Raw genomic sequence first — 14,171 nt, 5'->3', positions numbered from 1 at the left:
TTTAATATAACTATAAGTTTAGAATAAATATAATCTGTACTGATTAAGGGAGATGCGATATGAGAACTTTAAATTTAACCTCGCAGCGCCAAGCAGTGTATGATGTGGTCCGTGAAGCCCATGATCATCCTACTGCTGCCGATGTTATGAATCGGTTGATGGAGCGAGGATATAATCTGGCCTATGGAACGGTCTATAATTCATTGCGTTATTTAACGGATAAGGAATTAATCCGTGAGCTGAAACTAGGGGAAGCAGCTAGTCGTTATGACGGTCGTATGGACGATCACCAGCATATTATTTGTCAGGTATGCGGCCGAGTAGATGAAGTGATGAGTGAAGTCCCACACGATTGGATTGATACGGTTGCGCATGAAACGGGATATACGATTGCCCATGCCCATGTCGTATTCGGAGGAGTGTGTAAGGAATGTCAAAGCAAGCGAATCAAGTAACGAATCGTATTAAAGTGGCTGACATGCCTAGACGGGTGAAGGGCAGTTGGACATCAATGTTGTCTAACCCGTCTACACCTGCGGTGCAGACCGTTCCTTCTAATGAACCTTTGTATTGTCCGACCACACGTCGCATCATTCTGATCAGTTCTGTACCGGGTGTAGTCCACGGTGTGGTGCGTACGTTGTCAGATGCGTGTTTTGACGTAATGGTCTTCCATCGCTGGGAACCTGAAGTGCAACGTCATCTCGGGAGCGATCTTTTGATTTACGATTTGACCGCCACCGATCCACGCCGTGAACTGCTGAATATTCGCAATGACCTTGAGCATGAATATATGAAGGACACACCAGTCATGTATGTAGTTCAGGATCAGATGTCTGTACGTGCGCATGAACTGCTTCCATCGGAAGAGGTACTGGTATGGCCGCTTGCTTCCAATCAAATGGTGCATGATATCGAACGAATGATTGTACGCCATCCGGTGGTTTCCCGTCAGGTAGCGCAAGCCAGCCATCGTACAGTGTTCAAGGACATTTGGATTGACCGTGATAAAATGCTGGTATATAAAGAAGAAAACCCACTGAATCTGACCAAAACAGAATACGATTTGCTGTTGAAGCTGATAGATGCTCAAGGAAAAGTGATCTCTCGCGAGCAAATGATGCATGATATTTGGGAAACTGATTTTGTCGGTGGCAGCAATGTTGTAGATGTGCATGTCAAAAGTTTGCGCAAGAAGCTGGACGATCGACCTGCGGAGCCTGAGTATATAGCAACTGTAAGAGGTGTAGGGTACAGATTGGCAGATTAAGCGGAAGGTTATAATTATTGATGACAAACCGCCGGATGGAAATCATTCGGCGATTTGTGTATAGTTCCTTTAATCTAACACCAGGTGTGACAGTTGACTTTAACAGGATACATACACTACAATCGGTAGTGTGAGGTGCTTCTTATGAAACGACTGAATTTTAAAGCTGGCGAAACCGGGCTTAACCGATTTTTCGGACCGCTGGAAGCCAAAATTATGGATATTTTATGGTCCACTTCGGATCGAAGTATCAAAGAAGTGCAGACCGCATTGGAGGGGGATCGAGACTTTAACTTCAATACGGTAATGACCGTGATGAACCGTTTGGTGGAAAAGGGAATACTGAGTAAAAGTATACGCGGGAGAACGTCCTTATACCGTCCTGTTTTAAGCAGAGAAGAGTTTATGGAGGAGCAATCCAAAGAGCTGAGTCACGAGTTGGTGGATGAATTTGGTCCGCTTGCTGTCAATCATATGATTGATGCTTTGGAGGTAGCTGATCCGGTTTTGATTGAACGTTTGGAACAAAAAATTAAACAATGGAAAAAGGATATGTAGACGATGTGGAAAACACGTTCTAAATTACTGTTTACAGCAGGCGCCTTGATTTCGGGTTTTGCCCTTATACAGATGGGAATGTATGCCGGGCAGCATGTTTTCGGCTGGAAATTGAATTTTAACGTGTTTCAAATTTGCAGAAGTTTGTTGCAGCACTACGGAATCGGCTATATGGTGGATGCGCTCAGCGGACTGGTTTTCGTAACCTTCGGTATTGCCGGAGGAGAAGCAGTCAGACAGTGCATGGCTACCAGAGCGGCCTTCCGCAGACTGCACGGAATGCGTGACCTGCCGTTGACCGAAGCACTGGGTGAGCGATATCGTGAGCTCGGGACCGATCGGATTTGGGTCATTGATTATGCCAAGCCTGCTGCCTTCACCATGGGGTTATGGAAGCCGCGCATTGTATTGTCCTCTGCACTGTTGTCAGTACTGGACAAGCATGAGGAAGAAGCGGTTATATACCATGAAGCATATCATATGAAACATTATGATCCATTGAAGACCTGGTTGCTGCAAATGTGCGCTACACAGCTGTTTTACTTGCCGGTGCTACGTCATATTACCAACCATTACAAGACAGCCCGTGAAATCTTGGCGGATAACGAAGCGATTCATCGAACTGGTTCACCGGTAGGGATTGGGAGCGCATTGCTCAAGCTTCTGAGTATGACACCTGCTAATGCCCGTCTGGTAAACTCCGCCGCTTGTTCCTCTTTTGCTGAAACGTCCATTAACTATCGTATCTCACGCATTCTTGACCCTCAGAAAGAACCGATCATTCGGATGCCTTGGCGTTCGATTATGTTTTCAGGCTATGTGCTAATTATGTTGACGCTAATGTTTACACTGGCGTTAATCTAGTATGGCAAGATAGATCGGAAAGGTGGCGCCTTTTGTGCGCTACCAATTTTTGATGTACATAGCACTACGATGTGTAGTGTTATTATTTAATCCGTATACAACTTAAAGGAGATGAGCTTATGAATCAAATGCTTGCGAATATTGGATTATTATTGGTACGCATCTTTACAGGAGTTGTTTTTATCGTTCACGGTACACAAAAGTTTCAGGGACTAGCCGGGACCTCAGGTTTCTTCCAAAGTCTCGGACTCCCAGGCTGGATGGCTCCTGTGGTCGCTACGGTTGAGCTGGTTGGAGGAATAGCACTGGTTCTGGGTATTGGGACAAGACTGGCTGGAGCAGCATTGACCATTGTAATGATCGGTGTATTGCTCACTGCTAAAAAGGGACAGCCCTTTGGCTCGATTGAATTTGATCTGTTGATTCTGTTCACCAGTCTTCAACAAGCCCTTGTCGGTGGGCGTTTTCTGGCGGTGGATCAGTTGTTTGGCCGTAAAAAGGCTGAAAATAGTAACATGCAGGTCTAAATGTTCATATAACCGCGTCCTTAGTATCATAGGGCGCGGTTTTTGTTTTGCTCCTTTGTGAAAATTCCTTGTAAATGATTTGCTACTTTCTGCCGATATAACTTCCATGGAATGTAATGAAATAATATCGCTTTTTGAGCAAAGGGGAAGAAAGATACATGGCAATAACGCGAAAGAGAAAGACCATATGGACACTCAGGAACAAGTTAATTTTAGGTTTTTTACTTGTTTTGCTGATTCCGAGTTTAAGCATTTCCATTGCAACTTATAGATCATCGTATAATGCTATGGAGAAACAGCTGCACAGCAGTGCAAATCAGGGGGTAACGACAGCTAACTCTGTTATTGAATATGCAATCTCCAGTAAAATTAAAGATGTGCGATATCTGGCGGAACGTCTCGACGGTTCGATGATTGATGGGCCAAACAGTCCCTTAATTCAGCCCAAGCTGATCCAATACATAGGCTTACACGAAGACGCGAAGGATATTTTCGTGGGAACACCGAAGGGGCTGATGATTCGTGGCGTGCCTAAAAAGGATGAAGGGACATTTGACCCTCGCACACGACCATGGTACATCGAAGCGATGAAGCAACCGGGCAAGGTAGCGATCACCCCAGTTATCATCAATTCATCAGGTATTCCTGTAGTCATCGTATCCCAGACGCTTTCCGACCAGTCTGGCGTGATCGGGATCTCTCTGAATCTGGAAAGTGTACGTAAACTGGCCTCCATTAAAGTGGGTCAGGAGGGATATATCCTCATTCTGGATCACACGAAGAAATTCGTGGTCCATCCTACGGTTAAACCAGGCTCATCTCCTCAGGACAATTCACTTGATAGGCTGTATACTGCGCCGAGCGGAAACTTTAACTATATGCATGAAGGCCGCGAGAAATATTTGACCTATGTAACGAATAAGGATACCGGCTGGAAAATTGCAGGTACCTTCTATCAATCCGAGATCAGCGATGCCACCGCTGCCATGCGTTATGTAACCCTTTTTGTGCTGGCTGGCTCGTTGGTGATTGCGCTTATCGCGATTTTCCTGATTACCCGTTCTGTGCTGGTACCGATTCGTAAGCTGCAAAAATCAGCAGAACGAATCAGTGAAGGAGATTTGACGGGCAATTTGGAAACAGGAAAAACGGATGAGGTAGGCGAACTATCTGCTCACTTTCAAACCATGGTGGATAGTTTGCGCACGATGATCCGAAGCGTACGTGAAACGACAGATCGAGTAAGCTCTTCAGCAGAGGAACTGGCTGCGGGTGCAGATCAGACGACCCAAGCGATTGAGCATGTCACTATTGCTATTCAGGAAGTAGCTGTAGGCAGCGAACGTCAACTGCAAAGCGTCAAGCATGGCTCTGTAAGTATGGAGGGACTGGCACAGCAAGCAGCGGATGTATCTGAGCGCATGGTGGGGGTATCTGAACATGTGAAGATGAATGCCGAGTCGGCCCAGGAGGGCAGCAAGGCGGCTACACAGGCTGTACAGAAGATGCATGACATTGACGAGACGGTTCATGATCTCGGACAGGCTATGGACTCTCTAAATGAGCGCTCCGGTGAAATCGTGAATATTATCAGTGTTATATCCGGTATTGCCAAGCAGACCAATCTGTTGGCACTGAATGCATCCATTGAGGCTGCACGAGCCGGGGACCATGGTAAGGGTTTTGCCGTAGTTGCTACAGAGGTGCGCAAGCTGGCTGAGGAATCTGCCCAATCGGCTACCTCGATCTCGGAGCGCATTGAAGCGATGCAGCTGGATATGAACCACGCTTTGGGCGCGATGCAACAAGCGCGGGCACGGGTGACGGAAGGTATTGATTCGGTAACCACATCCGAGCATTCCTTTGCAGAAATCAGTCAGGCCGTAGAACGAGCGATGGGGCATATCCATGACATCACCGGAGTGACTCAGGAAATGGCACAGGGCACTGTAGGTGTCGTGGATATTATGAGCGACATTTCCCACATCTCAGACGAGGCAGCGAGCAACACCGAGTCGATCTCAGCGGCGGCTGAGCAACAGCTTGCTTCTATCGAGGAAATTGCTTCATCCACAGCAGATCTGAGCCAAATGGCAGAGGAACTGCGCGAACTGGTTGGACGTTTTCAGATTGAAGAAAAATCTTAGAAAGATATAAAGCGCCTGGATGCCGGAGTTATCTCCCGTATCCAGGCGCTTTTTTTGATGTCTATCTTAATTTTGGTTCGCAGGATTAGAAATCACTGTTGAACGACTTGCGGCGATTCAGACGGATACGGGTACCCCGTGAGCTGGTGGACGGACGCAGAGAGCTTCTCTGAAACATATTGTTCAGAACCAGTGCAAAAATGACCAGTACCGTCCCGTACAGTTCATAACGGCTAATAGCATAGCCTTGGAAATACATAAGTACCAGCGTGGTAATTGGTACAAAATTAATAAATAGAATTCCGTTCAATGGAGACAACTTGCGGATTCCGGCATTCCAGCTCAGCAAGGCCGCTAGCCCAGGAAGCAGGATCATAAAGCTCATTTCGTATTTAACTGACCATACGTGCTGCCAGTCCGGCACCGTAATCCAGTTGAAAGCAGAGGCAAAGGTCACGACTACAAAAGAGACCAGGGTGCCAAGCAGGCAGGTCAAGGTTGAATATCGAAGAGTGGACCACCCTGCAAAGTGACTGCCCCCCATGGAATATACGACCCATCCGACGACGCCTGCGAAGATAAGCAGCAGCGCCAATAAATGCTGTCCGGCCAACGTGAAAAAGGTCCATTTGCCGTTCGTGATTACCAGTAATGCCCCAGCCAGCGCAATCAACATGCTGATTAATGTGTATTTTGGAGGCATTTTGCGGGTCATGATCCACACCATCGCAATGGAGATCATCGGCATTAGCACTTCCATAATGGCAGCTACAAGGGTGCCTGCGGCCCCCATCGCGTGCTGTCCCTGGAAAACAGCCATATTATAAATGGTAAATCCCATAGTCCCGAAGAACAACAACGCCATGCCCTTGCCCTCAAAGCGAAATGCAGTCCGTCCCTCTTTGAGCCACAACAGCACGATTAGTATGAGTGTAACTGAGAAATAGCGTAAAAATGAAAAGAACAGTGGGTTGATCTGCTGTAATGCAATGTGCGAAACCGGAAACATGGCCCCCCAGGACATACTGGCGATTAGGCATAGTAAAGATCCGGTCATGATCTGTTTGTTCATGGTGTACTAAAGCTCCTCCTTGTCGGTCTCAACGGACATATCTTATGGACACATCATAAAGGATAGGAAGCTGTTGGTAAAATGATTGAAAATAAACATTATGATCATTTAAAATGATGATAAGTGACAAGGCGCGTCAATTATATAGCCCTTGCCCTTCACAATAAGGAGGAGCAGTAGTGGATCTGAACGATTTAAACATTTTTCAGACGGTAGCTGCTCATGGCAGTGTCAGCAAGGCGGCAGCCGAGCTTAGCTATGTACAGTCTAATGTAACGGCCAGAATCAAGTTGCTGGAAAAGGAACTGCAGACGCCTCTATTTTATAGACATAAGCGGGGCATGATCCTCAATGCCGAGGGCAAGCGACTGCTGCAATATACGAAAAGCATTTTATCGCAATTTGAGGAAATGAAGCATGCGTTTCAGAGCACCTCTGCACCTTCAGGAGTGCTGGAGATTGGGATCGTGGAGACCGTGATTGCCCTTCCAGCCATTTTACATGCATACTACAGCAAGTATCCGGATGTTGAATTATCCCTCAAGGCTGGGGTTACGGAGTCACTGGTGCAGGAGGTTGCAGAAATGCGGCTGGATGGAGCCTTTGTGACCGGACCGGTAAAACATCCGCTTATTGAGCAGTTTGATGTATTTCAGGAAAAGCTGGTCCTCGTATCTCAAGGAAACGACTTTTCGGTTGATGATTTTACAACTCGTCCGCTCCTGGTATATAAAAAAGGCTGCGGGTATCGGGGAAGACTGGAAACCTGGCTCAAGATGGAGGGGATTATCCCCAAGCGGATTATGGAGTTTGGGACATTTGAGACGATTATCGGCAGTGTAGCGGCAGGCATTGGAATGACCGTTTTTCCCGAATCCTCGATCAGTGGGCTGGTGGCTCAAGGTTTGGTGTGCGGTCATGCCATCCCAGAGCCTTATAATGAAGTGACAACGGTGTTTATCCGCCGTAAGGAGGCCTTCGTTACCAGTACTTTGCAGTCTTTTATAGATGAGATTACCACTCAGACAGAAGCGTAGCTTTATCGCTTGGGCTCGGGTACAATGAGAGGGATTGATCCCATTGTTCATCCTGAAGGAGGGCTATTATGTTTACAATATTTCCGGCGTCTTCCCGATTCAGCTTCGATAAGGGATGGCTACGAGGGAGTCACAGCTTTTCATTCGCAGAGTATCAGGATGAGAACAATACAGCGTTTGGTCCTATGCGTGTCTGTAATGACGATGTCATCGCACCAGGTCGGGGCTTTGGAGCGCATCCGCACAGTGATATGGAGATTGTCTCCATTGTGCTGCATGGAGAGCTGCGTCATGAAGACAATCGTGGGCATGTGGCGGTAACCCGGTTTGGAGGCATTCAACGAATGTCAGCGGGCCATGGCATCATTCATACAGAGCACAACGCTTCACAAACCGAGGATGTCAGTTTACTGCAATTGTGGTTTAGTCCGAACACGAGAGGACTGGAGCCTTCCTATGAGGCTACAGCGTTCAATCCTGAGCGTCTGCACGGTCAGCTTCTGCCTGTCGTTGCTGGAAAGCGCGTACCAGGCACGGAGGGTGAAATAGCTGCAATCAACCAGGATTTAACGATTTATCTAAGTAAGCTTCAGCCTGGGGAGCAAGTCGAATTCACACAGGCCGAGGGTCGGCGCGTGTTCTTGTTCGTCATCGAGGGCTCATTGCGTGTGAATAGTGAACATATTCTGCATAAGCGCGATTCTGCTCGTATAGAGGCGGAGCCGCAGCTTTCGTTGAAAGCAGAGGATTCTGTTTTTTATATGCTGATTGATTTGCCTTAAAAGGAGGTGCGCACAATGGCGCAGCAGCAAACATGGCTGATCAAGCATGCCGTCACGGGGCGCAGCTTTGCTGACAGTCGCAAACAGAGTTTTGATTGTTGTTTGGAATTGACCGACGGCGTGTTTCGCTTCGCGCTTCAAGAGTTTTCCTCTGAGGCAGCGGAGGCAATTGTGCGATTCAGCGAGGAACTGAACGTATTTCGTTTTGTAACGCCGGCAGGCGGCGGACCCGTGGTTAAGCATTGGTATTACGTTATTCCGGAAAGTGTGCAATATCATGCCCAGATCGGTGAGCTTACGTTCGAAGCCGCTTCTGAGATTGAATATCATCCCGAGGATTATTGGGGAGACTAATGATTCTTTAATGTTTCATGTTGACCTAAAATGGATTTTCAAAGACTCTGCATCATTGCAGGGTCTTTTTGTTATGGGTTCAAGATGGTGAGTTTATTGGATACATAATCCTTTGCAGGCTGGTACATCCTATAGGTCATATTACTCGTTCGGCTCATTCGTAAAGGGGGAATAAGGATGAAGAAAGGGCGCTTTCCCAAGTTGCCGAAGTTACCGTGGAGCCGGAGAATGATGCCAGCCGCAGACCGCAGAACACGTAATTTCTCTGTACCTAAAGGGCTGCCTGAGTCTTCATGGCTGGAACAGCCGCTGCGTAGTAGTCTGAATGACAATTTGATCGCAATGCGTGATATTTTCAAGGAATGCTCTGATATCGTCTACCGAGAGCTCATGATTTCCCCTGAACGAAAAGGATTGTTAGCATATTTTGAAGGCACGGTAAAATCAGAGGATTTGCAGGATCATATTCTGCGGCCTGTCATCTTGGGCATGATGCTAAAGGACCCTGAAGTGAACGGTAAATTGGAGCCGCTGGATGAAACTCGCATCTCCATGTCCCAGACCAAAACGATGGACGAATGGAAGACGGTCTCAGCAGCAATCCTGGACGGAAATGCTGCCTTGTTCGTAGAGGGGACAGCACGTGCGTATATTTTCAGCGCCAAGGGGGGCGTCCGTCGTGGTGTGGAGGAACCGCAGACTGAATCGGTTATTCGGGGGCCTCGTGAAGGATTCACAGAGACGCTTCGCGTGAATACGGCACTGCTACGCTTCAAGCTGAAGACCTCCAAGCTCAAGATGCACAGCATGACGATCGGAACAGAAACACAAACGAGTGTCGTCCTTACTTATATTGAAGGGATTATAGACCAGAAGCTGGTAGAGGATGTTAAAAAACGGCTTAGCGATATTAAAATCGATGGTGTTCTGGAGACTGGGTATATTGAGGAATTGATTGAGGATCATCCGTTTTCGCCGTTTCCACAAATGGAATACACCGAACGCCCTGATACGGTCACCGCGCAATTACTGGAAGGGCGCTTTGCCATTTTTGTGGACGGGACGCCTTTTGCCCTGATTGGGCCAGTGACAATGTGGCAGATGCTTCAGGCCAGCGAGGATTATTACGAGCGTTTCTTCATTAGCAATATGGTGCGCTGGATTCGTTTTTTGTTTCTAGTATTGGCCCTCTTTCTGCCTGCATTATATGTAGCGGTAACGACCTATCATCAGGATATGCTGCCGACCACGCTCATTTTGAGTATTGCGGCAGCACGTGAATCTATTCCCTTCCCTGCTTTGGTGGAAGCATTGATGATGGAAATTTCCTTTGAGGCGCTGCGAGAAGCGGGGATTCGTCTCCCTAAAACGGTCGGCCAGGCTGTCAGTATTCTCGGCGCGCTCGTCATCGGTCAGGCTTCCGTACAGGCAGGGATTGTATCGGCCCCGATGGTTATTATTGTGTCGCTCACAGGTATTGCATCGTTTACCATACCGCGTTTTAACTTTGCCATCACGATTCGCCTGCTACGATTTCCAATCATGCTGATGGCGGGTTTATTTGGATTGTTTGGGATCATCATTGCGACCACGTTGGTTGCTACACATCTAACCAAGCTAACATCGTTCGGTGTCCCTTATATGAGTGGATATAGCCCGTACAACCATATGGACCAAAAGGATATTATCGTCCGTGCGCCTTGGTGGAAAATGATCAAGCGTCCTTCATGGATTGGTAGGGACAACAACAAACGAGCGAAGAAAGAGATGAATGGCTCACCTAAAACCGAGGAGGGATGGTGATGAAGTCCAAATCAAGTACACAACAAATGCGTAAAGTGGCTGTGCTCTGTTGTCTGCTGCTTTGTGCTGTTCTTTTAGGAGGATGTTGGGATCGCCGTGAGGTGAATGATGTGGCCTTTGTCATGGGTACCGGTTTGGATAAGGAAGGCGATCAATATCGAGTAACGATGCAAATTGCCTTGCCCGGACAGCTCGGATCTTCAGGCAGCACAGGCGGAGGAGGAGGTACTAGGGGGACGAAGAGCTACTATCTGGAGTCCAGAATAGGCCCAAGCTTTCGGGGAGCAAGCACCGAGGAACAGCGTGGAGTTTCACGAACACTCAATTACTCCCATCGGCGGGTGCTACTGTTCGGAGAGACGCTGGCAAGAGAAGGGATTAGCGAAATGATGGATGTACTGGCACGTATTCCACAAAATCGGCTGTCTTCTCTAGTGGTAATCACAAAGGGATCAGCGCTGGAGGTGCTTCAGGCAGACGCTCCGATTGAGCAATATCCAGCGGAAATGGTGCGTGAGCTTAACTATTCCTATATGAAGAAACCTCGTTCCGTGAAGTTGCTGATGAATTCCATCCTGCTGGATGGCATTGATCCGGTGGTGCCAGTGATGTCTTTGGTGAAGAATGGACCTACTAGTCTTAAAGACAAGAAGACGAATATTCAGGTCGATGGACTGGCTGTTTTTCGCCAAGACAGGCTGACAGGGATTATTGATAACCACCTCAGTCGTTTTCTGCTTTTAGGGATGGAGCAAGCCAAGGAGACAGAAATTTTTATTCCGCCTCCCAAGGGTAAAGGCTATTTATCTGTACATCTCATTGAAAATCAAGTTCATATCAAGCCCTTTATTCGGGGGGATGAAATTCGAGCAACTGTTCATATGAGCTGCAATGGGAATGTGAAGGAAAATGAGACGAACTTCGATATTTCCAGAAAGGAAAACTTGAAGTGGCTGGAGCAGCAGACAACCGAGGAGATCAAAAGGGAGCTGGGAGAGGCTGTCAGGGAGATCCAGCAAAAATATCATTCAGACGTGCTTGGCGTGGGCCGGGCCATTATTACGAGTCATCCAGAAGAATGGAAACGGATTAAACCTCAATGGGATCAGCTATATCCTAAGGTGGAGATCACCATAGATCCGGTCGTGCATATTGAGAATATCGGGGCGGTGACCAAGCCATTCGGGGTCAAAAAGGAGCAAATCCAGAATGAATAAAGTATTTCTATTCCCTTTATTGCTGGCTATGATCTTCATGTATCTGGTTGACCGTAAAGGTATCAACAATGCACCTGCCGTCAATCGCTGGGTTTCCCGTGTACTGTATGTCATTAGCATTGGTATCTGGATTTATGGAACATCGACGAAGAGCACTGTTTATGTGGCTACTTGGCTGACCCGCTTTATTGACATGTGGCTCCCCCCTACGTTGTAAATCGTGTAATGGATGCCTGCGGGCAAAAGGAGGATGTACCTGCATGAAACAGTTCACAACCAGACAGATTGCGCTGCTTGGTGTATTGATGGAGGTCGGTATTACCATTATACATACTCCGGCGCAGGCAGCAGATTACGCGAATCAGCATGCCTATTGGACCTGTATCATTGCGGCTATTGTGTTATGCTTGCCGATTTGGGCGATGTTAAGACTCAAGCGACGCTTTCCTGAACAGGATCTGATGCAGGGGATGGTGAGCACTCATCCTGTGCTAGGACGTCTGCTGCTTGCAGTTTATCTTATTTTATTCCTGATCATTTTTGCGCGGGATTTGAGAATTATTACGGATTTGGTGGAGATTCTGCTTTTGCCGCTGACTCCGATTGTTATCGTTTCTCTGATTTTGCTATTGACTCTGGCATTTATGGCTAAAGGTGGAATAAGTACTATTGTCAATATGTCGGAGATTTTTGTACCTTTGGGGATCGCGACGCTGCTGACCATGCCGCTTTTTTTCGGGCGCAATATGGATTTTTCGGTACTGAGACCCTATTTACATCCCGAAGTAGATGGAGTGATCAAAGGCAGCTGGCGCATGCTGGGATATATGGCTGATATCATGATGGTTCCCTTTGTGATTCCTGGGAAGAGCTATAATGGGCGCAGTGCGTGGTTTGGACATTTGAGCGGAACTGCTTTTTTGGTCCTGCTGGTGCTGATGTCGGAACTGGTGATCGGTGTCCCTATCTTGTCACGGCTGTTTTATCCATCGTTCGAGTTGGTACGTCAGCTGCAGCTAACGGACTTTTTGGATCGATTCGACTTGTTCGTGTCGGCACTGACCGTCCCCACCTTTCTTACGAAAATTGGGGTTGATCTGTACGTTACCAGTTTGGCGGTAAAGCGTATGTTTGCTCAAACCTGGGGAAGTCTGATGGTTTGGCCCGTTGGTTTGTTAGGTTATGTCTGTTCGTTTATGCTGTTCTCCAACATCGTACAAATTTATGATTTCAGCCGGGAATGGACTGCAGTGATGGTCATTTTTTTTGTACTCATGCCCTTGGTGCTATGGATGCTGCTTCGACCCAAATCCAAAGGGAGCGGTAACGATGGGAAGTCATCGTCTAGCGGGAAGAGGGATAGCAGTAATCAGCAAGAAACCCATCAAGGAAGCCAGCAAGGAAGCGGAACAGGACGCACCAGCTTATAAGATTACTGTATTTATCGGAAAAGTAATTCTTATTTGTCTTTTGCCCCTCTGGTTGTATACTTGGTAGAAAGTAATACGACTTCTACAAGGGAGGCAACAGCATGGCACAACGCATGGCAGGTAAGAGAGTCGCTCTTGCCGGTCCCCGTAAAGCAGAAGAAATGGCGCTGCTAGTTAAGAAGATGGGGGGCGAGCCAGTAGAGCGCCCGGCCCAAGGCACCGTTTTCCTGGATGATATCGAGCTGCGCAACGCTGTTGTATCATGGGTGAAGAACCCTCCGGACTGGTACATCTTCACGACAGGTATGGGACTGGATGCTTTGTTCGATATGGCGGAGGATATGGGCGTGGCCGAGCAGATTTTGGAGCTGCTGCAATCCTCCAACATCGCGGCACGGGGCTACAAGACGGTCAATGGACTCAAAAAGCGTGGCTTTACGCCAGCAGTACGGGACGAGGACGGAAGTTTGATCGGACTGACACGGGTCTTTGCCCCCTATGATCTGAAGGGGAAGGAAGTGCTGCTGCAACTGCATGGAGATCCGGCTCCCCGGTTGGTAGAGTGGCTGGATGAGCAGGGTGCAGTGATTCGCCAAGTACTTCCTTATAAGCATGTCCCGCCTGAAGAAGCAAAATTGCAGGCATTGCTGAACGATGTTATCCATCGTACGATTGACGCCGTTACGTTCACGAGTGGCCCGCAAATCCGATTTTTGGCCCAATATGCCAGAGAGCAAAATCAAATCGAGGATTTATTGGAAGCTTTTCGTGAAGATGTCATTGCTGTATCGGTAGGCAAAGTAACTGCACAATCGATTTTGGAAGAAGGGATTGAACGAATCGTATTTCCAACTGAAGAGCGCATGGGCGCAATGATGGTGGAGTTGGGTAAATATTTTGAGCATAGCGATTCGGCGCATGGTTATGGTCTGAAGATCATGAACAGTCATTAAAAATGAGATAGAAATGATGAATGCAGTAAGCTGAAATTGAACTTATATTTTCTAATACAGCGTAAAATAAAGATAGGGGCCTATGGGGTCTTTATCTTTTTTTGTTGGACATGCATCGATAAAGTTTTTTGTTATAGCGAAAATATTTATCTAATAT

The 14,171-nt window shown here is 47.4% G+C and carries 15 protein-coding genes; 14 read left to right on the top strand and 1 reads right to left on the bottom strand.

What is annotated here, in order from left to right; all coding sequences use genetic code 11:
* Positions 1 to 59 precede the first annotated feature (59 nt).
* The 6 genes from ABEW32_RS01490 (at position 60) to ABEW32_RS01465 (ending at position 5,366) form a co-directional block, all read left to right on the top strand.
* Positions 60 to 455, top strand: a complete 396-nt coding sequence (locus tag ABEW32_RS01490; protein ID WP_013373543.1) for a Fur family transcriptional regulator — start codon at positions 60 to 62, stop codon at positions 453 to 455.
* Entirely contained in the window at positions 431 to 1,270 is an 840-nt protein-coding gene (locus ABEW32_RS01485; protein WP_430184039.1) for a winged helix-turn-helix domain-containing protein, read from the top strand. The genes ABEW32_RS01490 and ABEW32_RS01485 overlap by 25 nt, the downstream gene beginning before the upstream one ends.
* Positions 1,271 to 1,414: 144 nt before the next feature.
* Complete coding sequence (locus ABEW32_RS01480; RefSeq protein WP_430184037.1) at positions 1,415 to 1,828, top strand: BlaI/MecI/CopY family transcriptional regulator; 414 nt, start codon at positions 1,415 to 1,417, stop codon at positions 1,826 to 1,828.
* Positions 1,829 to 1,831: 3 nt separating this feature from the next.
* Entirely contained in the window at positions 1,832 to 2,692 is an 861-nt protein-coding gene (locus ABEW32_RS01475) for a M56 family metallopeptidase (protein WP_430184035.1), read from the top strand.
* Between the two features lie 119 nt (positions 2,693 to 2,811).
* On the top strand, positions 2,812 to 3,219 hold the full coding sequence (locus tag ABEW32_RS01470) for a DoxX family protein (RefSeq protein WP_430184033.1): 408 nt from the start codon (positions 2,812 to 2,814) through the stop codon (positions 3,217 to 3,219).
* A 158-nt stretch (positions 3,220 to 3,377) separates the two neighbouring features.
* Entirely contained in the window at positions 3,378 to 5,366 is a 1,989-nt protein-coding gene (locus ABEW32_RS01465) for a methyl-accepting chemotaxis protein (protein ID WP_430184031.1), read from the top strand.
* An 85-nt stretch (positions 5,367 to 5,451) separates the two neighbouring features.
* Here ABEW32_RS01465 and ABEW32_RS01460 read toward each other — a convergent pair whose 3' ends face one another.
* On the bottom strand, positions 5,452 to 6,438 hold the full coding sequence (locus ABEW32_RS01460) for a DMT family transporter (protein WP_430184029.1): 987 nt from the start codon (positions 6,436 to 6,438) through the stop codon (positions 5,452 to 5,454).
* A gap of 179 nt (positions 6,439 to 6,617) precedes the next feature.
* On the opposite strand from ABEW32_RS01460, the gene ABEW32_RS01455 reads away from it, so the two are divergent.
* The 8 genes from ABEW32_RS01455 to ABEW32_RS01420 all read left to right on the top strand — a co-directional run bounded on the left by ABEW32_RS01455 (position 6,618) and on the right by ABEW32_RS01420 (position 14,014).
* The gene (locus tag ABEW32_RS01455; protein WP_430184027.1) at positions 6,618 to 7,475 is read left to right on the top strand and encodes a LysR family transcriptional regulator; all 858 of its coding nucleotides are present in this window, start codon (positions 6,618 to 6,620) and stop codon (positions 7,473 to 7,475) included.
* A 68-nt stretch (positions 7,476 to 7,543) separates the two neighbouring features.
* Positions 7,544 to 8,257, top strand: a complete 714-nt coding sequence (locus ABEW32_RS01450) for a pirin family protein (protein WP_430184025.1) — start codon at positions 7,544 to 7,546, stop codon at positions 8,255 to 8,257.
* Positions 8,258 to 8,272: 15 nt separating this feature from the next.
* A complete protein-coding gene (locus ABEW32_RS01445; RefSeq protein WP_430184023.1) occupies positions 8,273 to 8,611 on the top strand; it encodes a hypothetical protein in 339 nt (112 codons plus the stop codon).
* A 177-nt stretch (positions 8,612 to 8,788) separates the two neighbouring features.
* The gene (locus ABEW32_RS01440) at positions 8,789 to 10,414 is read left to right on the top strand and encodes a spore germination protein (RefSeq protein WP_430184021.1); all 1,626 of its coding nucleotides are present in this window, start codon (positions 8,789 to 8,791) and stop codon (positions 10,412 to 10,414) included.
* Positions 10,414 to 11,631 carry a Ger(x)C family spore germination protein gene (locus tag ABEW32_RS01435; protein ID WP_430184019.1) on the top strand — a complete coding sequence of 406 codons (1,218 nt, stop codon included), beginning with the start codon at positions 10,414 to 10,416 and terminating at the stop codon, positions 11,629 to 11,631. The genes ABEW32_RS01440 and ABEW32_RS01435 overlap by 1 nt, the downstream gene beginning before the upstream one ends.
* A complete protein-coding gene (locus tag ABEW32_RS01430) occupies positions 11,624 to 11,848 on the top strand; it encodes a hypothetical protein (RefSeq protein ID WP_430184017.1) in 225 nt (74 codons plus the stop codon). The genes ABEW32_RS01435 and ABEW32_RS01430 overlap by 8 nt, the downstream gene beginning before the upstream one ends.
* Positions 11,849 to 11,891: 43 nt before the next feature.
* Entirely contained in the window at positions 11,892 to 13,061 is a 1,170-nt protein-coding gene (locus ABEW32_RS01425) for a GerAB/ArcD/ProY family transporter (RefSeq protein WP_430184015.1), read from the top strand.
* Between the two features lie 101 nt (positions 13,062 to 13,162).
* Positions 13,163 to 14,014 (top strand): uroporphyrinogen-III synthase, encoded by an 852-nt coding sequence (locus ABEW32_RS01420; RefSeq protein ID WP_430184013.1) that lies wholly within the window; start codon positions 13,163 to 13,165, stop codon positions 14,012 to 14,014.
* The last annotated feature ends 157 nt before the right edge of the window (positions 14,015 to 14,171 follow it).

It is taken from the genome of Paenibacillus jamilae (genome assembly GCF_050482105.1).
GTDB lineage: Bacteria > Bacillota > Bacilli > Paenibacillales > Paenibacillaceae > Paenibacillus > Paenibacillus jamilae_B.
This window is presented reverse-complemented; position numbering and strand designations above follow the sequence as displayed.

Excerpts from the sequence above, each read along its gene's own strand:
- ABEW32_RS01430 (WP_430184017.1), top strand. The coding sequence starts at position 11,624 with ATGAATAAAGTATTTCTATTCCCTTTATTGCTGGCTATGATCTTCATG.
- ABEW32_RS01445 (WP_430184023.1), top strand. The coding sequence starts at position 8,273 with ATGGCGCAGCAGCAAACATGGCTGATCAAGCATGCCGTCACGGGGCGC.
- ABEW32_RS01435 (WP_430184019.1), top strand. The coding sequence starts at position 10,414 with ATGAAGTCCAAATCAAGTACACAACAAATGCGTAAAGTGGCTGTGCTC.
- ABEW32_RS01485 (WP_430184039.1), top strand. The coding sequence starts at position 431 with ATGTCAAAGCAAGCGAATCAAGTAACGAATCGTATTAAAGTGGCTGAC.
- ABEW32_RS01460 (WP_430184029.1), bottom strand. The coding sequence starts at position 6,438 with ATGAACAAACAGATCATGACCGGATCTTTACTATGCCTAATCGCCAGT.
- ABEW32_RS01475 (WP_430184035.1), top strand. The coding sequence starts at position 1,832 with ATGTGGAAAACACGTTCTAAATTACTGTTTACAGCAGGCGCCTTGATT.
- ABEW32_RS01450 (WP_430184025.1), top strand. The coding sequence starts at position 7,544 with ATGTTTACAATATTTCCGGCGTCTTCCCGATTCAGCTTCGATAAGGGA.
- ABEW32_RS01465 (WP_430184031.1), top strand. The coding sequence starts at position 3,378 with ATGGCAATAACGCGAAAGAGAAAGACCATATGGACACTCAGGAACAAG.
- ABEW32_RS01440 (WP_430184021.1), top strand. The coding sequence starts at position 8,789 with ATGAAGAAAGGGCGCTTTCCCAAGTTGCCGAAGTTACCGTGGAGCCGG.
- ABEW32_RS01425 (WP_430184015.1), top strand. The coding sequence starts at position 11,892 with ATGAAACAGTTCACAACCAGACAGATTGCGCTGCTTGGTGTATTGATG.
- ABEW32_RS01420 (WP_430184013.1), top strand. The coding sequence starts at position 13,163 with ATGGCACAACGCATGGCAGGTAAGAGAGTCGCTCTTGCCGGTCCCCGT.
- ABEW32_RS01490 (WP_013373543.1), top strand. The coding sequence starts at position 60 with ATGAGAACTTTAAATTTAACCTCGCAGCGCCAAGCAGTGTATGATGTG.
- ABEW32_RS01470 (WP_430184033.1), top strand. The coding sequence starts at position 2,812 with ATGAATCAAATGCTTGCGAATATTGGATTATTATTGGTACGCATCTTT.
- ABEW32_RS01480 (WP_430184037.1), top strand. The coding sequence starts at position 1,415 with ATGAAACGACTGAATTTTAAAGCTGGCGAAACCGGGCTTAACCGATTT.